The 22,115-nt window shown below is 64.7% G+C and carries 25 protein-coding genes; 17 read left to right on the top strand and 8 right to left on the bottom strand.

Annotated features, from left to right (window positions below; genetic code table 11):
• Window positions 1-10 precede the first annotated feature (10 nt).
• The 8 genes from ACK4R0_RS05135 (at window position 11) to ACK4R0_RS05100 (ending at window position 6,558) form a co-directional block, all read left to right on the top strand.
• Window positions 11-958, top strand: a complete 948-nt coding sequence (locus tag ACK4R0_RS05135; RefSeq protein ID WP_409671241.1) for an MlaD family protein — start codon at window positions 11-13, stop codon at window positions 956-958.
• 11 nt (window positions 959-969) lie between these two features.
• Window positions 970-1,596, top strand: coding sequence for an ABC-type transport auxiliary lipoprotein family protein (locus tag ACK4R0_RS05130; RefSeq protein WP_409671238.1), 627 nt, complete (start codon window positions 970-972; stop codon window positions 1,594-1,596).
• A 42-nt stretch (window positions 1,597-1,638) separates the two neighbouring features.
• A complete protein-coding gene (gene ribH / locus ACK4R0_RS05125; RefSeq protein WP_409671235.1) occupies window positions 1,639-2,061 on the top strand; it encodes a 6,7-dimethyl-8-ribityllumazine synthase in 423 nt (140 codons plus the stop codon).
• A 129-nt stretch (window positions 2,062-2,190) separates the two neighbouring features.
• Complete coding sequence (locus ACK4R0_RS05120; RefSeq protein WP_409671232.1) at window positions 2,191-2,823, top strand: glutathione S-transferase; 633 nt, start codon at window positions 2,191-2,193, stop codon at window positions 2,821-2,823.
• Between the two features lie 59 nt (window positions 2,824-2,882).
• A complete protein-coding gene (locus tag ACK4R0_RS05115; RefSeq protein ID WP_409671230.1) occupies window positions 2,883-3,803 on the top strand; it encodes a hypothetical protein in 921 nt (306 codons plus the stop codon).
• Between the two features lie 39 nt (window positions 3,804-3,842).
• Entirely contained in the window at window positions 3,843-4,781 is a 939-nt protein-coding gene (locus ACK4R0_RS05110) for a DMT family transporter (RefSeq protein ID WP_409671227.1), read from the top strand.
• Between the two features lie 136 nt (window positions 4,782-4,917).
• Window positions 4,918-6,153 carry a NupC/NupG family nucleoside CNT transporter gene (locus ACK4R0_RS05105; RefSeq protein WP_409671224.1) on the top strand — a complete coding sequence of 412 codons (1,236 nt, stop codon included), beginning with the start codon at window positions 4,918-4,920 and terminating at the stop codon, window positions 6,151-6,153.
• A gap of 3 nt (window positions 6,154-6,156) precedes the next feature.
• Entirely contained in the window at window positions 6,157-6,558 is a 402-nt protein-coding gene (locus tag ACK4R0_RS05100; RefSeq protein ID WP_409671221.1) for a hypothetical protein, read from the top strand.
• A 45-nt stretch (window positions 6,559-6,603) separates the two neighbouring features.
• On the opposite strand, the gene ACK4R0_RS05095 is transcribed toward ACK4R0_RS05100, so the two are convergent.
• Together ACK4R0_RS05095 and ACK4R0_RS05090 are read right to left on the bottom strand one after the other, a co-directional pair.
• Window positions 6,604-6,828 carry a hypothetical protein gene (locus ACK4R0_RS05095; protein ID WP_409671218.1) on the bottom strand — a complete coding sequence of 75 codons (225 nt, stop codon included), beginning with the start codon at window positions 6,826-6,828 and terminating at the stop codon, window positions 6,604-6,606.
• Between the two features lie 58 nt (window positions 6,829-6,886).
• On the bottom strand, window positions 6,887-7,213 hold the full coding sequence (locus ACK4R0_RS05090; RefSeq protein WP_409671215.1) for an Mpo1-like protein: 327 nt from the start codon (window positions 7,211-7,213) through the stop codon (window positions 6,887-6,889).
• Window positions 7,214-7,248: 35 nt separating this feature from the next.
• Between ACK4R0_RS05090 and ACK4R0_RS05085 the strand changes: the two genes are divergently transcribed.
• Window positions 7,249-7,650 carry a gamma-glutamylcyclotransferase gene (locus ACK4R0_RS05085; protein WP_409671212.1) on the top strand — a complete coding sequence of 134 codons (402 nt, stop codon included), beginning with the start codon at window positions 7,249-7,251 and terminating at the stop codon, window positions 7,648-7,650.
• Here the strand turns inward: ACK4R0_RS05085 and ACK4R0_RS05080 are convergent.
• From ACK4R0_RS05080 to ACK4R0_RS05065, 4 genes are all read right to left on the bottom strand, one after another.
• The gene (locus ACK4R0_RS05080; protein WP_409671623.1) at window positions 7,647-9,314 is read right to left on the bottom strand and encodes a flotillin family protein; all 1,668 of its coding nucleotides are present in this window, start codon (window positions 9,312-9,314) and stop codon (window positions 7,647-7,649) included. The genes ACK4R0_RS05085 and ACK4R0_RS05080 overlap by 4 nt on opposite strands.
• Before the next feature lie 314 nt (window positions 9,315-9,628).
• Window positions 9,629-10,237, bottom strand: a complete 609-nt coding sequence (locus ACK4R0_RS05075) for an OB-fold-containig protein (RefSeq protein WP_409671210.1) — start codon at window positions 10,235-10,237, stop codon at window positions 9,629-9,631.
• 13 nt (window positions 10,238-10,250) lie between these two features.
• Entirely contained in the window at window positions 10,251-10,973 is a 723-nt protein-coding gene (locus ACK4R0_RS05070) for a hypothetical protein (RefSeq protein WP_409671207.1), read from the bottom strand.
• Window positions 10,974-10,986: 13 nt separating this feature from the next.
• Window positions 10,987-12,195, bottom strand: coding sequence for a toxic anion resistance protein (locus ACK4R0_RS05065; protein ID WP_409671204.1), 1,209 nt, complete (start codon window positions 12,193-12,195; stop codon window positions 10,987-10,989).
• Window positions 12,196-12,411: 216 nt separating this feature from the next.
• Here ACK4R0_RS05065 and ACK4R0_RS05060 point away from each other — a divergent pair, with 216 nt between their 5' ends.
• On the top strand, window positions 12,412-12,669 hold the full coding sequence (locus ACK4R0_RS05060) for a type II toxin-antitoxin system ParD family antitoxin (protein WP_409671200.1): 258 nt from the start codon (window positions 12,412-12,414) through the stop codon (window positions 12,667-12,669).
• Window positions 12,666-12,956, top strand: a complete 291-nt coding sequence (locus ACK4R0_RS05055) for a type II toxin-antitoxin system RelE/ParE family toxin (protein WP_409671196.1) — start codon at window positions 12,666-12,668, stop codon at window positions 12,954-12,956. Before ACK4R0_RS05060 ends, ACK4R0_RS05055 begins: the two co-directional genes overlap by 4 nt.
• Before the next feature lie 14 nt (window positions 12,957-12,970).
• Here the strand turns inward: ACK4R0_RS05055 and ACK4R0_RS05050 are convergent, their stop codons facing one another.
• Window positions 12,971-14,698: a fatty acyl-AMP ligase gene (locus ACK4R0_RS05050; protein WP_409671193.1), complete on the bottom strand. Its 1,728-nt coding sequence runs from the start codon at window positions 14,696-14,698 to the stop codon at window positions 12,971-12,973.
• A gap of 207 nt (window positions 14,699-14,905) precedes the next feature.
• On the opposite strand from ACK4R0_RS05050, the gene ACK4R0_RS05045 reads away from it, so the two are divergent.
• From ACK4R0_RS05045 to mtgA, 3 genes are read left to right on the top strand one after another with little or no spacing between them, the layout of a single operon-like run.
• Window positions 14,906-15,463, top strand: a complete 558-nt coding sequence (locus ACK4R0_RS05045) for a regulatory protein RecX (RefSeq protein ID WP_409671190.1) — start codon at window positions 14,906-14,908, stop codon at window positions 15,461-15,463.
• Window positions 15,464-15,469: 6 nt separating this feature from the next.
• Window positions 15,470-15,976 (top strand): DUF192 domain-containing protein, encoded by a 507-nt coding sequence (locus ACK4R0_RS05040; protein ID WP_409671188.1) that lies wholly within the window; start codon window positions 15,470-15,472, stop codon window positions 15,974-15,976.
• A gap of 10 nt (window positions 15,977-15,986) precedes the next feature.
• Complete coding sequence (gene mtgA, locus ACK4R0_RS05035) at window positions 15,987-16,676, top strand: monofunctional biosynthetic peptidoglycan transglycosylase (protein ID WP_409671185.1); 690 nt, start codon at window positions 15,987-15,989, stop codon at window positions 16,674-16,676.
• Between the two features lie 39 nt (window positions 16,677-16,715).
• On the opposite strand, the gene ACK4R0_RS05030 is transcribed toward mtgA, so the two are convergent.
• Complete coding sequence (locus tag ACK4R0_RS05030; protein WP_409671182.1) at window positions 16,716-17,510, bottom strand: citryl-CoA lyase; 795 nt, start codon at window positions 17,508-17,510, stop codon at window positions 16,716-16,718.
• A 120-nt stretch (window positions 17,511-17,630) separates the two neighbouring features.
• Between ACK4R0_RS05030 and ACK4R0_RS05025 the strand changes: the two genes are divergently transcribed.
• The 3 genes from ACK4R0_RS05025 (at window position 17,631) to ACK4R0_RS05015 (ending at window position 22,101) form a co-directional block, all read left to right on the top strand.
• Window positions 17,631-18,794 carry a CaiB/BaiF CoA transferase family protein gene (locus ACK4R0_RS05025; protein WP_409671179.1) on the top strand — a complete coding sequence of 388 codons (1,164 nt, stop codon included), beginning with the start codon at window positions 17,631-17,633 and terminating at the stop codon, window positions 18,792-18,794.
• Between the two features lie 2 nt (window positions 18,795-18,796).
• Complete coding sequence (locus ACK4R0_RS05020; RefSeq protein ID WP_409671176.1) at window positions 18,797-19,702, top strand: IclR family transcriptional regulator; 906 nt, start codon at window positions 18,797-18,799, stop codon at window positions 19,700-19,702.
• A 209-nt stretch (window positions 19,703-19,911) separates the two neighbouring features.
• A complete protein-coding gene (locus ACK4R0_RS05015) occupies window positions 19,912-22,101 on the top strand; it encodes a TonB-dependent receptor (RefSeq protein ID WP_409671173.1) in 2,190 nt (729 codons plus the stop codon).
• Window positions 22,102-22,115 lie beyond the last annotated feature (14 nt).

Raw genomic sequence — 22,115 nt, 5'->3', positions numbered from 1 at the left:
ACGCAACGCCATGGAAACACGCGCCAATCATATCTGGGTGGGAACCGTCACCCTGGTGCTGCTCGCAGGCATTGCCGCCTTCGTCATCTGGCTCGCTGGTCTCGGCGAAACCAACCGCAGCGAGTACGACATCTTCTTCAAGACCTCGGTCGACGGCATCGCCAAGGGATCGGTGGTCGCCTATTCGGGCGTGCCATCGGGCCAGGTCACCGAGATTGCCTTGTGGCCCAAGGATCCGCAATTCGTGCGCGTGCGCATCATGGTCGACAATGCAGCGCCGGTGCTGGAAGGCACCACCGCCACGATCCAGGGGGTCGGCTTTACCGGTGTGTCGCAAATCCAGCTCGATGGCGCCAAGCCGGGCGCCCCTGCCATCACCGAACCCGGCCCCGAGGGGGTTCCCGTCATTCCCACCAAGCCCGGCGCGCTGGGCGAACTGCTCAACAACGCCCCGCTGCTGCTGGAGCGGCTCGCGACGCTGACCGAACGTTTCAACACGGTGCTGTCCGATGAAAATCAAGCATCGATCGCGATCCTGCTCAAGAATTCGGGCCGTCTGACCGGCGAGCTTTCCGAAACCGGCCCGCAGATGCGCGCTGCGCTGGCCGAATTGCGCATCACCCTCGAGAAGGCCGGGGTTGCCGCCGAGCAACTCGGGATGACCGCGCAATCGACCAAGGATGTGCTCGATTCCGAAGGTCGTCCGCTGGCGCGGCAGCTTGCGCAGACGCTCGCCGAAGCCAACAAGGGCATCGCCAAGCTGAGCGTGACGCTCGACGCGGCACAGCCGGGCCTGCGGCAGTTCTCGAACACGACGCTGCCTGAGACCGAGGCGCTGGTGCGGGATCTGCGGGTGACGGCCAAGGCGCTGTCGTCGATCACCGAAAAGATCGATCAGGAAGGCGCCACCGGCCTGCTCGGTGCGCCGCCGCTTCCCGACTACAAGCCCAAGAAGTGAGAAGGCGAGCCATGACCGCGATGCCGACAACCGGAGCCAGCCTTGTGACCCAGATGTTCCGCCCCGTTCTTGCAGCCGGGGCGACCGTGCTGCTGCTGTCTGCCTGTGTCAGCTTTGGCGACAAGGCCCCGCCGCAGCTGCTCACCCTGACCTCCGATGCCGCACCTGCCGCAGGCTCGATGGCGCAGGCTTCGGTGACCGAGGCGATCATCGTCGATGTGCCGACCGTCGAGCGCACGCTCGATCAGGTGCGCGTGCCGGTGCAGGTCAGCGACAGCGCGATCGCCTATGTCCAGGATGCGGTGTGGGCGGACAAGCCCGCGCGGCTGTTCCGCGGCGTACTCGCCGAAACGCTGGCCGCCAGGAGCGGGCGGCTGGTGCTCGACCAGGTCGAAACCGGATCGGAACGCGGCGCGATGCTTTCGGGCCAGCTCCAGCGTTTTGGTTATGACGAGGCGGCGCGATCGGTGATCGTGCGCTACGATGCCGTGATCCGCAGCCCGGGAAGCCCCTTGCGCAAGCAGCGCTTCGAGGCGAGCGTGCCGGTGGCCACGGTCGATGCGGTCAGCGTCGGCGCTGCGCTCAACCAGGCAGCCAACACCGTCGCGGTACAGGTTGCCGACTGGGTCGCCGGCTGAAACCCTTTTTGCCCTTCATGAAATTTACGGGATACTGAAACCATGGCGCATTTCCTCATCGTCGAGGCCCGCTTCTACGACCATCTTAACGACCTGCTGATCGAAGGCGCCAAGGCGGCGATCAAGAAGGCCGGGCACAGCTGCGAGGTGCTCACGGTGCCCGGCGCGCTCGAAATCCCCGCCGGGATCGCAATGGCATCGGAAACCCAGCGGTTCGACGGCTATGTCGCGATCGGCGTGATCATCCGCGGCGAGACCTATCATTTCGAGGTAGTCTCGAATGAAAGCGCGCGCGCGATCATGGCGCTGAGCCTCGACGGCATGCCGATCGGCAACGGCATCCTCACGGTCGAAAACGAAGCGCAGGCGCTGACCCGCGCCCGGATGACCGAGAAGGACAAGGGCGGCGACGCCGCGCGCGCCGCGATCGCGATGCTGGAGATTTCCGAGCGTCTGGCGGGGTGAACCCTTTAGCAAATCGCCGTCATTCCCGCGAACGCGGGAATCCCGCTTGTGCGCCAAGGTTGCAGGAAAGCGGGACCCCCGCGTCCGCGGGGGTGACGATGGAGCAGGTGATGCTGTAAGCCTTCGTCCATGACCGACCTGCCCATCCTCTACAGCTTTCGCCGCTGCCCTTATGCCATGCGCGCGCGGATGGCGGTGCTGGTCAGCGGGCAGGCGGTCGAACTGCGCGAAATCGTGCTGCGCGCCAAGCCGCAGGCGATGCTCGATGCCTCGCCCAAGGCAACGGTGCCGGTGCTGGTACTGCGCGATGGCACGGTGATCGACGAGAGCCTCGACATCATGCGCTGGGCGCTGAGCCTCGATGATCCCGAAGCCTGGCTGGCAGGCGACGATGCCGCGCTGATCGCGGCGAACGACGGGCCGTTCAAGCATCATCTCGATCGCTACAAATACCCTTCGCGCTATGACGAAGACCCGCTTGCGCACCGCGATGCGGGGCTCGCGCATCTCATGATGCTGGAGGACCGGCTGCAAGCGCAGGCGCATGTGTGTGGAGACCGTCGCGGTTTGGCCGACATCGCCCTGTTCCCCTTCGTCCGCCAGTTTGCCGCCACCGATGCGGACTGGTTCGCCGATCAAGGCCTTCCCCGGGTACAGGCCTGGCTGGCGCAGATGACAGGGTCCGATCTGTTCGCGCGCTGCATGCTGCGGGTGCCGCCATGGCAGCCGGGGGATGACCAAACCGTGTTTGCATGGAATTAACGCGCGCGGGCGTATGATCGCATCATGATCCCCGTTTATCCCGGTCGCCGTTGATGCTGATGGATTTCCTCCCCTATCGCCTGCGCAGCCGCATCGACCAGCGGCGGCATGATGCCGCGTGTCGCCCGGTGCTCGCCACCGCGCCGATCGTGCCTGCCGATGACGGGCTGGTAATCTTCTCGATGATGGGGACAGCGGTGCTGCTGCCCTATCTGGTCGCGGTCAAATCGCTGTGGACACACCTGCGTCGTGGGCGGCTGGCGATCCTGTCGGATGGCACGCTGACGCCCGCCGACCGTGCCACCCTGGCGCGGCAGTGCGGCGATCCGCAGATCATCGAGATCGCCGATGTCGACACCACCGGGTTTCCTGTCGGCGGCACATGGGAACGGTTGCTGACCATCCTCGACATGCGCCGTGACGATTACGTGATCCAGCTCGACAGCGACACGGTGACTCTGGGCTACCCCGACGTGGTGGCAGATGCGATTGCGGCGAACACCAGCTTCACCCTGCTGGGCGGCGCGGAGTGGGAGATCGGCGCGCAGACCTGCACCCGGTTCACGCCGCCCACCGATGTTCCGGCGTCGGCCGAAAACCATATCCAGACCCGGATGGAGCGCGCGCTGGCACAAATCGCCGATGCAGATCAGTTGCGCTACATCCGCGGCTGCTCGGGCTTCACCGGCTTTGCCCGCGGCGATGGCGGCCGCGCGCTTGCGGCACATTTCGCGCACGAGATGCAGCGGCTGCTGGGCCGCGACGCAATGCACGAATGGGGGACCGAACAGGTCACCTCGAGCTTCGTGATCGCCAACGATCCCGGCGCGGTGCTGCTGCCCTATCGCCAGTACGGCAATTATTGGGGCGAGCCCTGGGCCGCGGATTGCCGCTTCATGCACTTCGTCGGCGCGCACCGGCATGACGGCAGCGCCTATCGCGATGCCACCGCTGCCGCGCTCGCTGCGATGGACCGCTGAACGCTGGACAGCCCGCCTTTCGGTGGCGATAGCGTCGCTATGGCATCGAACCCCTCACCCCTGATCTCTGCCAACGCAGCGCCGCTGGCCGCGATCGCGGCGTGCGCAGGCGGCATGCTGTTCTTCGGCGCGATGGACACCGCGATGAAGGCGGTGACGATCGATATCGGCGTTGTCGCGACGTTGTTCTGGCGCTGTGTGATCGGGTCGGTGCTGGCGTTCGCGCTGTTCATCGGCAGTGGCAAGCGCGTGCCCCTGCGCGGCGCGACGCTGCGGTTGCATGTGCTGCGCGGCACCGTGGTCTCTGCCATGGCGGTACTGTTCTTCTGGGGCCTCGCCCGCACGCCGATGGCCGAAACCGTGGCGATAACCTTCATCGCGCCGATCATCGCGCTGTTCCTCGCCGCTTTGGTGCTGGGTGAGCGGATCGGCAAAGGCGCGATCATGGCGTCGGTGCTGGGGCTGGCGGGCGTTGCGATCATCGCAGGTGGACGGCTGGGCTGGCTGGGCGGCGCAGGCTCCGGGGCCGGTCAGGGCACGGCGCAATGGCCGGGGATCGCGGCGATCACCGGCTCGGCTGTGCTTTATGCGTGGAACCTCATTCTCCAGCGCCAGCAGGCGCAGGTCACCAGCCCGCAGGAAATCGTGCTGGCGCAGAACCTGATCATCGGCTTCTGGATGGCGCTGGCGATGCCGTTTGCAGGCGCGATACCGGGCGATGGCAGCATGACGGCTCCGGTGGCCTGGGGGTTGCTCGCCCTGGCCGCGACCCTGGCGACGGTATCGCTGCTGTTGCTGTCATGGGCCTATGCGCGCGCCGAGGCGCAGGCGCTGCTGCCGCTCGAATACAGCATGTTCGTCTGGGGCGCATTGTTCGGCTGGCTGGTGTTCGACGAAACCCTCGGCTGGACGACGCTGGCAGGCGCGGGCTTGATCGTCGGCGGTTGCTGGCTGGTTGCGCGCCAGTCGCGGGCCTAAGCAATTCAGGTCTGACCGCGCGCCAACGCCTTGGCGCACCGGGCACAGTTCGCGCTTCCCCCTTGGCGGCATTCTGGCTAGGCAGAGATGGGGACAATCCATACCTTTTCCATTTTCGGGGGCACGGGCGCAACGCATGACACGGATTTTGCTGGGACTGGCAGGCATCGCCTTGATCCTGTCGCTCGCTCTGCTGCTGTCGAACAACCGCCGCGCGATCCGGCTGCGCGTGGTGGGCGCCGCGTTCGCGTTGCAGGCGAGCATCGCGGTGCTGGTGCTGTACGTTCCTGCGGGCAAGACCGCGATCCAGGCGATGGCGCGCGGCGTTTCCAACCTCTTGGGCTATGCGCAGGCGGGGACCAACTTCATTTTCGGCCCACTCGCCAGCCCCGAAGTGGGCGGCAACAGCTTTGCGATCGCCGCGTTGCCGGTGATCATTTTCTTCTCGGCCCTAGTCTCGATCCTCTATTATCTCGGCATCATGCAGCGGGTGATCCAGTGGGTGGGCGGCGCGATCCAGAAGCTGATCGGGATCAGCAAGGTCGAAAGCCTGTGCGCGGCGGCCAACATCTTCGTCGGCCAGAGCGAATCGCCCTTGGTGATCCGTCCTTATCTCGCCGCGCTCAAGCCCTCGCAATTGTTCACGGTGATGAGCGTGGGGATGGCGGGCGTCGCGGGCACCATCCTGGCGGCCTATGCCGCGATGGGGATCCGCATCGATTTCCTGCTCGCCGCGGCCTTCATGTCGGCACCCGGCGGCATCCTGATGGCCAAGATCATCATGCCCGATGACCCTGCCGACGCCAGCCCCGAAGCAGTGATGCCGCTCGACGTCGAGTACGAAGACGAACGCCCGGCCAACGTCATCATGGCCGCCGCGATGGGCGCGCAGACCGGGGTCAAGCTGGCGGTTGCGGTCGGCGCGATGGTGCTGGCGTTCGTCGCTTTGGTGGCGATGGCCAACGGCCTGCTCGGCGGCATCGGCGGGTGGTTCGGGCTCACCGAACTGTCGTTCCAGATGCTCGTCGGCTATGTGTTCGCGCCGATCATGTATCTGATCGGCGTGCCGTGGGACGAGGCGTTGCGCGCCGGCGGGCTGTTCGGCACCAAGATCGTGCTCAACGAGTTCGTCGCGTTCATCGATCTGGGCGGGCCGGACGCCGGGCTGTCGGCGCGGACGATCGCGATCGTCACCTTTGCGCTGTGCGGTTTCGCCAATTTCTCGTCGATCGCCATCCAGATGGCGGTGACCGGCGGCCTTGCCCCCAGCCAGCGCCCGATGATCGCCAAGCTTGGCCTCAAGGCGCTTGCCTCGGGAAGCCTGGCCAATCTGATGAGTGCCGCGCTCGCGGGGCTGCTGATCACGGTCTAGACCGTGGCTGCGCCCGCTCTCGTCGCCGGGCTGCGATACGGGGTTGAGGCATTCGCGCTGGGATTTGCGCTTGCTCTGGTGAGAATCCCGCTTCTCGTTCCCGCGATCGGGGAACTGGCCGCAGTGCTGTGCGAGCTTCCCGTGATGCTGGTTGCGATGGGATTTCGCGCACGGACGCTGGCGGTCCGCCACGATCTGCAGTCGGGCAGCGCGCTCGCCTCGATGGGAGGCACAGGCTTTGCGGTGCTGATGATGGGGGAGCTGACGCTGGCGATGCTCGTTGGCGGCGGGGTCAGCCAATGGCTTGCCGGGCTGGCGATGCCGCCGGGCGCAATCGGGTTGGCCGGGCAGATTGTCTTTGCAGGCCTGCCCCTGCTGGTTCGGCGCCAGCGGCGTCGAAGCTGATCAGGGGCAGGCTGTTCGTCGGTTAAGTGATAAAGGGGTAGGCGGTCAGGGCTGGATGAAGGCTGGCGGATCGGAACCGTCCATCGATTCCTCGATCGCCTCGTCGAGATCGGCTTCGCTGACGTCGTCCTTTTTGACGTCGGATGCGGCATTTTCGTCTTCATCGGCCTTGTTCAGGCTGGTCTGCTGGGCACCTGCGCGCTGCGCGGTTTCCTGGGTGCAATCGACAGGATCGTTGGCTGCGGGTTTGTGGTCGGATTGATCGGTCATAAGACTCTCCTTGGTGATGATCCTACGCCGGTCGTGGCCGCCGGTTCCTTCTGGCCGATCAACGTACCCCGGCGCGCTTGAGCTCCGGCCCCAGTCGCCCCGTGATCCACAGACCCCACATCCTGAAATCCGCCGCCAGCGACCAGAGCGGATAGGTGAAGGTCGCAGGCCGGTTGCGCTCGATCCGCCAATGGCTGATCCAGGCAAAGAAATACCCCGCCACCGGCATCGCGGCGAGCAACAGCCAGCTCCCAGTGAGCAGCGCCGCCAGCCCCAGCAGCACGACCAGCGAGGTCCCGGCATAATGCCACGCCCGGGTAGCTGCCCGGCTGTGTTCGCTGAGGTAATAGGGCCAGAATTCGGCGAAGCTGGTGTAGCGTTGCATATCGATGTTCTCCTGACGCCATGATAGGCAAGGCGATGCCCGCCCGCCAAGCCCCCGATCTGCTTTTCGTCTATGGCACGCTGCGCCGGGGCAGCGACCACGCCAACGCCGCACGGCTGGCGCGCGAGAGCGACTGGCTGGGCACCGCGCGTCTGATCGGCACGCTTTACCGGGTGAGCTGGTATCCGGCGCTGGTGCTCGAGGGCAGCGACAGCGTGACCGGCGATCTGCTGCGGCTGCATGACGCCGCAGCCAGCCTGCGCTGGCTCGATGCGTTCGAGGGTTGCGCGCCCGATGACCCGCCGCCGCACGACTATCGCCGCGAGACCGCGCATGTGATCACCCCGCGCGGGCCGGTGACCGCATCGGTCTATGTCTGGAACCTGGCCGCAGATGGGCTCGAGCGGATCGGCTCGGGCGACTGGCTGGCGGGCTAGGCAGCCGTGTCGTCAGGCGGCGGGCTATCGTTGGCAGGCGTGGCCGCTTCGGTCTGCGTCGCGCCGGCCACCAGCCCGTCGAGCGAGCTTCCGTTGAGGCCCAGTTCCTTCATCAGCCCGTCGATGATCGGCGCCTGCGCGCGATAGCTCAGCGCCGCCGACACCGCATCGCTGGCAAGGTTGCCGCTGCTTCCGCCGCCATTGCCACCACCATTGCCGCCATATCCGTTGGACCCGCTCGATTGCCCAAGGCCATCGACCTTGACGATCTTGATCGAGTCGATCGCCTCCAGCGGCTTGCTTGCCTCGCGGATCACTTCGGGCAGCACCTTGAGCAGCGCGAGCTTGGTCTGCAGCGAGATCTGGTCGGACGAGAGCAGGTTCGCCGCCTCGTTGACCGCGCGCTGGCCCGCCGCCTCGACCTCGAAGCGAACGCGCGCGGCTTCGGCGCGCAGCTTTTCGGCCTCGGCCTCGCCCTCGGCGGAGAGGCGCATCGCCTCGGCGCGGTTGGCGGCGGCTTCGCGCTCGGCCTGCGCCTCGACCTTGACCCCGATCGCGTCGCGTTCGGCCTGCTTGGCCGCCTCGATCAGTTCGATCCGCTTGGAGCGGTCGGCAATCTCGGTCTCGCGCGCGGTTGTGACCTGTTCCTCGGCGGCGACCGCAGTGGCGCGCGCCTCGTCGGCCTCGGCCTTGGCCTGGCTTTCCTCGCGGCTCTTGTTCTGGATCGCGATCTGCTGTTCCTGCCGGGCGATCTCGATCGCCTGCTGCTGCGCGATCCGCGCCTGCTGCACCGCGCGGTCGGCCTCGATCTGCTGGCTGTCGACCAGCTTCTTCGCCTCGATCCGCGCGCCTTCGGCTTCCTGGCTGCGCAGTGCCTGCTCGCGCGCCACCTCTGCCGCCTGCTCGGCACGGCGCATCTCGATCACCCGCTCCTGCTCGAGCCGGGCGAACTCGTTGTCGCGGGAGATCTCGAACGATCGCTTGTCGGCCTCGAGGTTCTTGGTCTCGATCTGCACCCTTGTGTCCTGCTCGATGTCGTTGCGCGCCTTCTTGCGCAATTCGATCTGCTCGGTCAGCTTGGTCAGGCCCTCGGCGTCGAAGGCGTTGTTGGCGTTAAAATGCTCGATGCTGGTCTGGTCCAGCCCGGTCAGCGAGACCGATTCGAGCTCGAGCCCGTTCATCGCCAGATCGGCCGACGAGACCTGCTGCACCTTCTGGACGAAGTCGGCGCGCTGCTCGTGCAGCTGGTTCATCGTCATGCCCGCAGCGACCGAGCGCAATGCATCGACGAACTTGCCCTCGACCAGATCTTTCAGCGCCTCTGGCTGCATCGTGCGCAGGCCCAGCGTCTGCGCCGCCATCGCAAGCGCGCCCGCATCGGGCCGCACGCGCACATAGAACTCCGCCTTCACATCGATCCGCAACCGGTCGAGCGTGATCAGCGCATCGGTGTTCTTGCGCTCGACCGCGAGCCGCACCGTGTTCATGTTGACCGGCATCGTCTCGTGCAGCACCGGAAACACGATCGCCCCGCCATTCATCACCACCTTCTCGCCGCCAAAGCCGGTGCGGACAAACGCAATCTCCTTGGTCGCACGGCGATACAGCCGGGTGATGATGAGGCCGAAGATGATCAGGAAGGCGAACACGACGCCGACGATCATGGCGATGGTGATGATGCCGCTGGGGATGGCGTCGGTCATGGGGGCTCCTGTTGGGGGCGGGGAATCGCCAAAGGTGATGGTCAGGCTAACCGGTCAACGGGGGTGTTGCGAGGAGAATCACAGCTCATTTGAGGCGGGCTTCGCAAATTGCTGTTGCAGACTGGACTGTCGCGGATTCGGGCAAAGCGCACTGGGTCTACAACACCCGCTCAGCCTGAGCTTGTCGAAGGCCACGCTATCCGGCTGCCGTCCGCGCGAGCCCTTCGACAGGCTCAGGGTGAGCGGATGTGGTCATGATTGCCGCTGGCCAGCCCTCACAATCCCGGCAGGAAATGCCCGCCTCGGCTCACCGCCCGGAACGTCTCGCCCTCGCGGCGGACGAGCAGTATCTCCTCACCCTCGTGCAGCGTCTGGTCTGCGTTATCCGGTTCGACCATCACGAAATGCGGGTGACCGTGGATGTCGGTGACGCGGGCTCTGGCAGGCGAGCCGGGGCGGGCGGTGCCGGTCTGGATGGTGGCGAAGCGGCCGACCAGCGAATCGACGGCGACGGCGGTGGTCTCGTCTTGCGGCATCACGCGGGCGAGCAGACGCGAGCCTGCGCTGGTGATCGGCAGCGCGGCGGCAAAGGCGACCGGCCCGGCGAGCCAGGCGCTTGCCAGGCTTCCGGTCAGCGATTGCCAGAATTGCTGCCCCGCATAGCCGATCACCCCGAAGACCATCAGCAACAGCGCGAGCCACAGCAGCAGCGGCAACCGGCCCAGCCCGAGCAGCGCGAGCAGGCCATCGCCCGCCGCATCGCCCAGGTTGCTATCGGCATCGAGATCGCCGAGCCCTGCCGCCTGGAGGCCGCCGATCAGCAGCATCAGCACGATCGCGGCGGCAAAGGGAGTGTTCTGGATGGCGAGGAAAAAATCGAGCATGGCGGCAGACTAGCTACTGCGCGTCTGCGACACCATCATATTTCAGCTCGAGGAAACGTCCGCGAATGGCGAGCTTGTCGGCATCGCCCTCGGCGATTGTCCGGGTCGCGCCTGCGATCTCGCGTTCGATGACGCCCAGACCGTGCAGCAATTGCTCCTCGGGGCTGCGCTCGCCGCGCTTTTCCTTGCGCATGCTTGCCGGGATCTTGCGATAGCCGGTGATCAGCTCGGGCAGGTGTTCGCCGACGAGTTTGCGGATTTCGCGCGCGGGCTCGCTGTTTTCCTCGAGCGTCTGCAGCTGCGGCGCGAGCATGTCGAGCTGGACGCCGATATTGTCGATCAGGTTGATGGCGGGCGCTGGCAGCGCGGGGCGCTGGCTTTCGAGCCAGATCTCGGTCTTGCCTGCGAGCACCTTGAGCGGTTCCTTGGCCAGTTTCTCGGGCGTCGGCACCTTCAGCTTCATGCCGCTGCCCAGCACCACGGTGGCGACCACGGCAGCGAGCACCGTCAGCAGCACGCCATAAAAGCCGATGCCATCGATGATCGCGCCGATCACGCCCGCAGTCACGAGGATGACGCCGATGCTGATCGCGATCGCCGCGATCTTCTTCCACAGATGCTGGCGCTTGAGCGCGCGCGATTTGCTGCCGATGGAGGGGCCCGACTGGACGCGGCGCTTGACCGCAGCGGCATCGGCGAGGATCTGGTCGGACTGGCTGGTCAGGGATTTGCTCATGCGGACCGCTGCCTCACGCCTCCAGCGCGCTGAGCAGTGAAGGACCCGACGATGCGCCGCTGCTGGCCTGTGCCGCCCCTTCGGCGCGCGCGATATAACCCTTCGATTTCTCGACTTCCTTGCTCAATGTGTCGACCGTGGTCTTCATGCTATCGAGCGCCTTGACCTTGAACGTGTCGATGTTGTCCATCGTGTCGTAGATGTTCTGGAACGCGCGCTGCAGCGTTTCGACGGGGATCGTCGCCGATGCCGCCTGCTCGTGAATCTTGGCAGTCTGCTCTTTCAGCATCGTTCCGGTCGAATCGATGATGTTGGCGGTGGTGGTGTTGAGCGCGGTGATCTGGTCGAGCACCAGCTTCTGGCCGACCAAAGCCTGCGCGACGGTGACCGCAGTGCGCAGTGCCGCGACCGTGGTGGTGCTGGCGCGGTCGACGCCCTTGACCAGTTCGACGTTGTTCTTCTTGACCAGATCGAGCGCGAGATAGCCCTGTACCGTCACCGCCATCTGGGTGAGCAGGTCCTGCGTGCGCTGGCGCACGTAGAACAGCGCGGTTTCCTTGATCGCCTTGGCCTTGGCCGGGTCGGTCATCTCGAGCTCGGCGGCTTTTTCTTCCAGCCGCGCATCGAGCGCCTTGGAAACGTGGATCATCTGCTCGAGCTTGCCCATCGCCGCCCACAGATTCTGCCGCTCGACGTCGATCGCGGCATTGTCCATCAGCAGCTCGTCCTTGCCGCTCTGCAGACTGCCAAGGATCGACTGGATGTGGCCCTGCGAGCTTTTGTAGCTGTCAAAATAGTCGCGCATCTTGTTGCCGAACGGGATGATGCCGAAGATCTTCTTGCGGGTGAACAGGTCGCCCTTCTTGCCGGGATCGAGGTCCTCGACCGTGCGGCGCAGCTGCGCGAGATTGGCACCGACCGAATTGTCGGAGTCCATCGCCTTGACCGGGCGATCGAGGAAGCGGTTGGACTGGCCCGCCGCGTCGGTGATTTCCTTGCGGCCCATGTTGGTGATCTGGTCGACGCGCTTGCCGAATTCGGGCGAGTTGACGTCCTGCGCCACCAGATCGGCGATGAAGCCCTCGACCTTCTCGTCGAGCTTGGATTTCACGTCGTCGGACACCGGAACCAGTCCGGTGGCCTCTGCGGCCGTGACGACAGGCACCGGCTCGGGCGCCTCCAGCGTCAGTTTCTTTTCGGCCACTGCCGTCTGCGTCGCCATTACCTGCGCTCCCATTGGTGCCTGCTTCCCTCAAAATGAGGTGAAACCGCAATTCAGGCAAGCGAATTAGCCTGACTGTGTTAATATATCAACACAGTTCGCGGGCGCAAGGGCCGTGGGGGCATCTCCATCGGAATCCTTGCCCCGACTGGCGCTGCTTGCACAAGCTTTGATAATAATTGATAATCCGGCTCCGAACGATTGGGAGCCCAACAGATGATCAGTGCAGAATTGGGGCAAGCGCTTGAAAATTATGTCGCAAAGCTGGTCGAGAGCGGTCGCTACAACTCAAAGAGCGAGGTTCTGCGCGAAGGCATAAGGCTGGTTCAGGATCGCGAGACCCGCCTGGCCGCGCTGGATGCATCGATCGAGCGGGGAGTGGCTGATGCAGCCGCGCAGAATGTCAGGCCGATCGACGATGTGTTTGATCGGCTCGAACGCAAATATCAGGCACAAGCGAACGACGCTGAATGATCATCCAGTTTACCGCAGAGGCCGAGCGGGACCTGGACGACATTGCGCATTACATCGCGGCGGACAATCCAGCGCGTGCCGTCTCGTTTCTCGCTGAACTGCGGGCTCGCTGCCACTCCCTGGCAGCGTTCCCCAAACGCTTCCCGCTGGTGTCGCGCTATGCGCGCCATGGCATCCGGCAATGCGTGCATGGGAATTACCGAATATTCTATCGCATCGAAAAGCAGACGATCACCGTCATCCACATTCTCCACGGGGCCATGGACGACGAGAACATTTTGTCCTGAACGTGGCCCCGCCCTCAGGCCGCCAGCTCGTACGGCTGGATTTCGCCTGACAGATACAGGTTGCGCGCCTTGGCGCGGCTCAGTTTGCCCGATGAGGTGCGCGGCAGCGTGCGCGGCGGCACCAGTTCGATGACGCAGTTCATTCCGGTGATCGAGCGCACCTTTTCGCGGATCTCGTCGCGCAGGCGGCGGCGCTCGCCCTCGTCGGTGGTGCGGCACTGGACCAGCACGGCGGGCGCTTCTTCCCCTGCAGGCGTGGTGATCGAGAACGCGGCGATATCGCCGGACTTGAAGCCGGGCAGCTGTTCCACCGCCCATTCGATATCCTGCGGCCAGTGGTTCTTGCCGTTGATGATGATCATGTCCTTGGCGCGGCCGACGATGTACAGATAGCCATCGACCATATAGCCCATGTCGCCGGTATCCAGCCAGCCATCGATCAGGCAGGCGGCGGTCGCTTCGGGATCGCGGAAATAGCTGTCCATGATCGACGGACCGCTGGTCCAGACCTTGCCGATCTCGCGGTCGGCGAGCACGCGGCCATCGGGATCGCGGATTTCCAGGCTCATGCCCCGGCAGGCCTTGCCGCAGTTGACGATCGAGCGATAACGACGCGGCTTGCTGACATCGACCGGCGCACCCGAAAGCCGCTGTTCCTCGACAAGATCGACGATGATGCCCTCGCCCGGCGGCATCAACGTCACCGCCAGCGTGGCTTCTGCCAGGCCATAGCTGGGCATGAACGCATTCGCCTTGAAGCCTGCATCGGCAAAGGCGTTGACGAAGCTCTGCATCACATCGGGGCGGATCATGTCGGCGCCGTTGCCCGCCAGCCGCCAGCGCGACAGGTCGAAGCGTTCGGCGACCTTGGACTGGCTGCCGATCCGGCGCGCGCAGATGTCATAGCCGAAGGTCGGCGAATAGCTGCACGAGGTGCCGGGGTTGCGGCTGATGATGTCGAGCCAGGCGAGGGGCCGCCGCGCGAAATCCTCGGTCTTGAGATAATCGGTCGAAACCTGGTTGGCGACCATCGAGAGCATGCATCCGACCAGGCCCATGTCGTGATACCAGGGCAGCCACGAGATGCAGCGGTCGCTTTGCGCGATGTGCATGCCGTGCGCGTGCGCGGCAAGGTTGCTCAGCAGCGCGGCATGGGTGATGGCGACGCCGTGGGGAAAGCGGGTCGATCCGCTGGAATATTGCAGATAGCAGATGTCGTCGGTGCTGGCTTGGGGCAGCGCGACATCGGCATCGGGGTCCTGGGCAAAGCTTTCCCAATCGACGCCTTCGACGCCGCAGCGCTGGGCTGCCTCGCCGCCCATCTCGGCAAGCTCGGCCGGGTAGAACAGGAATTTCGGGTCGCTCGAGCGCAACTGCACGCCGAGCTGCTCGACATAGCTTTCCTTGCCGCCAAAGCTGGTGGGCAACGGCAGCGGAACCGGCCAGGCTCCGGCATAGACCGCGCCGAAGAACAGGGCAGCGAAATCCGCGCTGGTCTCGGCGACGATGGCGATGCGGTCGCCGGGCGCCACGCCACGCGCGATCAGCCGCCGCGCATGGCCCAGCGCGTCATGGCGCAGTTCGCTGAACGGATAGGGCCGCACCAAAGTGCCGCGCGGATCGTGGAAATTGAAACCCCGCACGCCGCCTGCGGCATAATCGAGCGCCTCGCCCAATGTCGCGAAATCGGCGAAGCGTCGCGCCAGCGTATCGGCGGTTGGTGTCGGCTGCAAATCAGTCATGCGTATCAACCCGTTGCTTTCCTGTGCGCGGTGCCTGTTGTCCGGCCTCTCACGCATGTCGGGCGGACCGTAGCGGTCTGCCCATTGTTCAATGGCTCGGGGATGAACAATCTTGCTGCATAAAAACACCCCGAAAATGGTCTAACCTGCTCTCTAGCCGACGACAGGCGTTCTAATTTCGGCCCGACTGTGGCACAAAAAAGGCGCATGTTTCCAAAATCGCGCTCTAGCAGGGCCGAACGCCGCCCGCCCAAGCCGCTCAACGAGACGAGCCTGCGGGATCTTGCGCTGTATTATCTGGGGCGCTTTGCCTCGACCCGGGCGAAACTGGTGCAGTATCTTGAGCGTAAGCTGCGCGAGCGCGGCTGGGAGGGCGATGCCCCGCCCGACCTGGTGGCGCTGGCCGACCGGTGCGCCGAACTGGGCTATGTCGACGATGCCGCTTATGCCGCGATGAAGGGCGGCGCGCTGCTGCGCCGGGGCTATGGCGCGCGGCGGGTCGAGCAGGCGCTGACCGCTGCCGGAGTCAAGGAACCCGATCGCGGCGAGATGCGCGCTGCCGGCAAGGACCAAGCGGTAAGCTCGGCCATGGCGTTTGCCAGGCGCAAGCGCATCGGTGCTTTCGCCGATCAGCCCGCCGACCCGGACAAGCGCCGCAAGCAGTTGCAGGCGTTTATCCGCGCAGGCCATGATTTTGCACTCGCTCGCGCACTCGTTTTCGCCGATAGCATGGATCAGATTGCGGGGCTGGAAGAGGATTTCTAGGAGACAATGATGGTCATGAAATGGTGCCTCACCACGTTTGCGACGCTCGCGCTGGTCGCGTGCAACGCCACCGCGCCCAGCGATGCGATCGCGCAGCGGCCCGCCGCTGATGCCGGAGCGCTGTCGCCTGCAGGGCTGCAGCTGGCTCCGCTGACCATCCAGAGCAAGGGCAAGCGCCACGACTTCACCGTCGAGGTCGCGCGCACATCGCAGGAACAGGCGCAAGGTCTGATGTTCCGCACCGCGCTCGCGCCCGATGCGGGGATGATCTTCCCGTTCCCCAGCCTCAAGCCTGCCAGCTTCTGGATGAAGAACACGGTGATCCCGCTCGACATCATCTTCGTGCGCAAGGACGGCAGCATCGAGAGCATCGCGGCCAACACCGTGCCCTATTCGCTCAATCCGGTGAGTTCAAACGAGCCGGTGGCAGCAGTGCTCGAGCTGGCCGGCGGCCGTGCGGCGGAGCTTGGGATCGAGCCGGGCGACATCGTCACGTGGCGCCAAAAGGACTGAGCGCAGCATTATGGCCGCACGCAAACGCGGGATACTAGCCCGGCTGATCGCATTGGTGTTCAAGCTGATCTTCGGCTTCGTGGCGTTGTCGCTGGTGATGGTGGTGATCTACCGCTTCGTGCCGCCGCCGACCACGATCACCATGCTCACCGACCCGAACGGCGCGACGCGTGACTGGACGTCGCTCGATGGCATCAACCGCAACATGGTCGCCGCCGCGATCGCTGCCGAAGATGGCAAGTTCTGCACCCACAACGGCTTCGACCGCGAGGCAATCGAGGATGCTGTGCGGCGCAACGCGCAAGGTGGCCGCATCCGCGGCGGATCGACGATCAGCCAGCAGACCGCCAAGAACGTGTTCCTCTGGCAGAATGGCGGCTTTTTCCGGAAAGGTCTGGAGGCGTGGTTCACGCTGCTGATCGAGACGATCTGGGGCAAGCGCCGGATCATGGAGGTGTATCTCAACGTCGCCGAAACCGGCATCGGCACTTATGGCGTCAAGGCAGGGGCGCAGCGCTATTTCGGCAAGGGGGCTGGTTCGCTGACCCGCGACCAGGCGGCGCGGATGGCGGCAGCCTTGCCCTTGCCCAAGAAGCGCTCGGTCAAGAACCCCAGCGGATTTACCCGCCGCTATGCCAACTCGATCGCGCGACGCATCGGCATCGTCCAGCGCGACGGGCTGGACGCCTGCACGCGCTAGGGCCGTCGGTCAGGTTCTGGTCGGTCAGGCGCTGCCCGGTCAGGTGGCTGGTGCGGGACCATCATAGTCGATCGCCGCGGCGGCAGCGCCCGACATGATGAAGCCGATCGGCCGTTCGATCTCTTCGTGCAGATGGCCGATCAGGCTGGCGGTGCGTGCCAGCAGCGAGATGCCCTTCAGTGCGCCGACCGGAAAGCCGACATCGAGCATCACCGCAGGGATCGCGCCGTTGACGTTGATCGGCAGCGCGCGGCCCAGCGTCTCTGGCAGGCAGTCGCGCAGCGCATAGAGCATCTCGATATGCTCGCCGACGATGCCGTGCTCTCCTGCCATCTCCAGCAGCAGCAGCGCGCGCGGATCGCCGCCGGAATGCTGCGGGTGGCCAAAGCCGGGGATCGGCTGCTTTGTCGCCCGCAGCGTGCGCACACCATCCGATGCGATCTCGGCCATGTCCTTGCGGCTTTCGCGCGTCTTGGCGACCAGATCGGCATAGAAGCGCCCGGCGACCTCGGCGCTGCCCAGCACGACCGATCCGCAGCCGAGCAGACCTGCGGCCACCGCGCCGTGAAACGCTTCGGGCGCCGCAGCGTAGGTCATCCGCGCGGCCACGACACTGGGGACGAGGCCGTGTTCGGCGATCGCGGCGAGCACGGCGTTGGCGAACAGCTTCTGCACCTCGGTTGGCTCTTCGCCGGTAACGAGCAGCCAGAAATAGCTGGTGAAGTCCATCTTTCCGATGACGTCGCCGCACAGGTCGCGCCCGCGTACGGTGATGCTGCTGGCATCCGATGTGCAGATCGAAGTGAGGGGAGCGTCCTGCTTGCCGATGCGCATGAAAATGGTCCTTGTTTGTCTGGCGCGGAACCTGAAGCAGCCGCAGCGCCCATTATTCGATTTACGAAGTTGATTTCGTATATCGAAGTTTCTATGATTGCGCCTCTAGGAGATGTCAATATGGCCAAGCCGCTTGCCAATGTCACCGTGCTGGAAATGGGCACGTTCATCACCGGTCCTGCTGCGGGCATGATGCTGGCCGATATGGGCGCCGATGTCATCAAGGTCGAGCGGCCCGATGGCGGTGATCCGTTCCGTGCGTTCCGCGGCGGTCTCTACAGCCCCCACTTCCAGACCTACAACCGCAACAAGCGCTCGATCGCGATCGATACGCGTGGCGGTGCGGACCTCGAGGCGTTCGACCGGCTGGTCGCCAAGGCCGATGTCTTCATCCAGAATTTCCGTCCCGGGGTCGCCGACAAGCTCAACGTCGACCCCGAGCGGTTGCGCAGCATCAACCCGCGGCTGATCTATCTGTCGATCTCGGGCTTCGGCGCGACCGGGCCCGATCGCGACCGGCCTGCCTTCGATACCGTGGCGCAGGCGGCAAGCGGCTTTCTGCGGCTGCTGGTCAATCCGGAAAACCCGCGCGTCGTCGGCCCTGCGCTGGCCGATGCGATTACCGGCTTTTACGGTGCTTATGGTGTGCTCGCCGCGCTGCACGAGCGCGAAACCACCGGCAAGGGCCGCCTGGTCGAGGTCTCGATGTTCGAGGCGATGGCGCATTTCAACCTCGACGATTTCACGCACTATTTTTCCGACGACCAGGTGATGGGGCCGTACAGCCGGCCCAATGTCTCGCAATCCTATGTCTTCCAGTGCGCAGGCGGCGACTGGCTGGCGCTGCATATGTCGTCGCCGCCCAAGTTCTGGGAGAATCTGGCGATCGCGGTCGGCCAGCCCGATATGCTCGCACGTCCCGAGTTCGCCAGCCGCGATGCGCGGATCGAGAATTACGAAACGGTTGCTGCGTTCCTGGCGCCTTTGTTCGCCGCGCGCAGCCGCGCCGACTGGTGCGCCACGCTCGAGCAGCTCGAAGTGCCGCATTCGCCGGTCTATTCCGCGCCCGAAGTGATCGAAACGCCCCAGGCGCAGCATCTGGAACTGTGCGTCGAAGACCCCGATGGCCCGCACGGCCGCTTCCGCACCATCCGCTCGCCGGTCAGCTTCGATGGCGAGCGTTCGACCCGGGTCACCGCGCCTCCGGTGCTCGGTCAGCACAACCATGAAATTCTGGGGGACGAGATCCTGGGGCTAGCCGATACATCCGCTGCTGCGGAGTGAGCGTGCTGTTCGCATCCGATAGCATCACCTTGCCTGCAACCGCGCCAAAGGGTAGCGGTGCGGCAATGGAAGACGCGCCCAAACCCGAGAAGGCCAAGCCAGAAAAGGCCAAACCCGAGAAAGACAGCGAATATCTGTCGACCCTCGAACGGGGCTTGAAGGTGTTGCGCGCATTCGATGCAGCGCACCCCGAGATGCAGTTGAGCGAGGTGGCACAGGTCACCGGGCTCAGCCCCGCGGTGGCGCGGCGCTGCCTCAACACATTGGTGCAGCTGGGCTATGTCGCGCAGTTCGGGCGCAAGTTCCTGCTGCGACCCGAAGTCCTGTCCTTCGGCACCGCCTATCTCTCCTCGATGAATGTCGAGCAGGTGATCCTGCCGCCGCTGCAGAAACTGCGCGACGATACCGGCGACAGCGCGTCGATGGCGGTGCTGTCGGGCACCGATATCCTCTATGTCGCGCATGTCTCGACCAACCGGCGGATCCGGCTGGGGGCGAACGTCGGCACGCGCTTTCCGGTGCACGCGACGTCGTTGGGCAAGGTGCTGCTCGCATTCCAGCCCGCGCCCGTGATCGCGCACTATATGGCGAACGTCTCGCTGCAGCGTTTTACCGAGCGCACCGTGACCAGCGCCGACGCCTTGGAACAGCGGCTGCAGGGCGCACGCGAGACCGGATATGATTCCGCGCTCGACGAGCTCGATTACGGCATCGTCTCGGTTGCGGTGCCGGTGTTCGACGCCGACCGCAACGCGATCGCCTCGATCAACTGCTCGACCTCGACCACCCGGATTTCGCAGGATGAACTCGTCCGCACCCGGCTGCCGATGCTGCGCGAGGCCGCGGCCGAGATCGGCAGCGCATTGCAGCGCTGGCCGACGCTGATGCACTCGCTTCAGCACAGCTGATCTTCACCCGCACCCGCCGATACCGACCGTTTCGTGAGCGCGGCGAACTGCGCCGTGCCGAACAGCGCATTTGCGCGCAAAACTTCGCATAGCGAACTTGACTTCGCAATACGAACAATTTACCTCTTTGGCATAACCCGCACGCACGGCCTCAAGGCCTGGGCGAATGACGTAGCGGGACATCACAGGATGAGGGGGAGCTGGTGGTTATGGCCGTCATTTGGAACAGCATGCGACTTGCAGGTTCGGCATCGGTACTGGCGCTGGCATGCGCCACCCCTGCTTTCGCGCAGGACCAGTCCCGCACCGTGGACACAGCAGACAGCAGCGAGATCGTCGTCACCGCGCTGCGCCGCGACACCAACCTTCAGGATACCCCCGCCGCGATTACCGTGTTCAATGCCGAGTCGATCGAAAACGCCGGGATCGACAAGGCCGCAGATTTCATCGGCCTGACCTCGAACGTCCAGCTGATCGAGACGCAGAACGCGGGCAACGCCTTCGTCATCATCCGCGGCATCACCCAGAACCGCAATTCCGAGCCCTCGGTCGCGGTGGTCGTCGATGGCGTGCAGCAGGTCAACGCTGCGCAGTTCAGCCAGGAACTGTTCGATATCGAGCAGATCGAAATCCTCAAAGGTCCGCAAGGCGGCCTCTATGGCCGCAATGCGATCGGCGGCGCGATCATCATCAACACCAAGCAGCCCAGCGACCAGTTCGAAGGCCGGGTGTTCGCCGGCATCGACAACGGCTTTGGCTACACCTTGCGCGCGGGCATTTCAGGCCCGATCAGCGACACGCTCAAGTTCCGTCTTTCGGGATCGTACCGCGACACCAACGGCTATATTCCCAACACCTTTCTGGGCGAGGATGCCGATCCGCTCGAGGATATCTCGCTGCGCGGCAAATTGCTGTGGACGCCCACCGACAACCTGACCGTCGATCTGCGCGCCTCGATGTCGCTGCTGCGCACCCAAGCGCTGTATTACAACATCGTCGCCGATGTGAACGACACCAGCCTGCCGGTGCGGGTCAACAATGCCGGTCAGAACGACCGCGACATCTACAACGTCTCGGCCAAGATCGACTATGAGGCCGATTGGGGCAAGATCACTTCGGTGACGTCGTACGATACGCTCACCGAAATCCTGACCGGAGATGCCTTCGACTTCCTGCCGATCCAGGAATCGCTGTTCTTCGCGATCCTCGGCTTCGATCTCAACCAGAGCCAGTTCCTCGATGTCGAGGCGATCAGCCAGGATCTGCGCATCCAGTCGCCCGACGGCCAGGCGTTCGAATGGACCGTGGGCGGCTATTTTATCGATACCAACCGCTATATCTCGACCGGCAACATGGTCGATACCGGCAATGGCGTGTTCCCGGTGTTCCGCACGCCGAGCACCAATCCGCTGAACCCGCAGGCGACGTTCCTCGCCGATTCGCAGAACAACTTCGCCTGGGCGGGCTATGTGAACCTGGGCTACAAGTTCTCCGATGCGTTCCGCGTCGATGCCTCGCTGCGCTATGACAAGGACCGCAGGCGCAACCGCACATTGACCCCGCTGGCGTTCATCCCCGTGGTCCCCGGCTTCCCCACCGGCACGCCGGGCGAGGTCCGCCGCGAGACCTTCGATGAATGGCAGCCCAAGGTGACTTTGACCTACAAGCCGGCCGAGAACGTCACGATCTATGGCGGCTATGCGCGCGGCTTCCGCTCGGGCGGCTTCAACCAGACCGGCGTCGGCGCGGTGGCGGCGGGCACCGGCGTGGTCGGCGTGGCGGATATCTACGAGGCCGAGGTCGCCGACACCTTCGAGCTTGGTGTCAAGGCGACGCTGTTCGACCGGATGTTGACGCTCAATGCCAGCGCCTACACCACCAAGTCCGAAAACGGCTATTTCTTCGTCTTTCTCGCCGCCAACTCGACGCAGAACCTGGGCAATGTGCCCGAGGTCCGGCTGCAGGGCTTCGAGATCGACGGCACGCTGCGCCCGACCCAGGGCTGGGATATCAACTTCGGCCTCGGCGTCACCTATAGCGAGATCAAGGAGTTCCCCGACGCCACCGTGATCGGCAACGAAGCGCCGTTCATCTCGCGCTACACGATCAACCTGGGCACCCAGTATGAGAGCAACCTGGGCGACAGCGATCTCAAGGGCCGCATCCGGGTGGATTACAACCGCACCGGCAAGACCTGGTTCGATGTGCCCAACTCGACCGTCCGGCGTCCGGTCGATCTGGTCAACGCGCGGCTGACATTGGATGGCGGCGCGTGGTCGCTGACCGGCTTTGCCGACAACCTGTTCAACGAGCGCTACAATGCCGAGTTCTCGCCCGGCGGCTTCGTGTTCAAGGGCCGCCCGCGCGTCTTCGGGCTCGAAGCGCTCTACAAGTTCTGATCCTCGCACAACGG

Origin of the sequence: Blastomonas sp. (assembly GCF_046294995.1) — a bacterium.
GTDB lineage: Bacteria > Pseudomonadota > Alphaproteobacteria > Sphingomonadales > Sphingomonadaceae > Blastomonas.
Note: the sequence above shows the minus strand (reverse complement) of the source record. Positions and strands in the feature narration are given on the sequence as shown.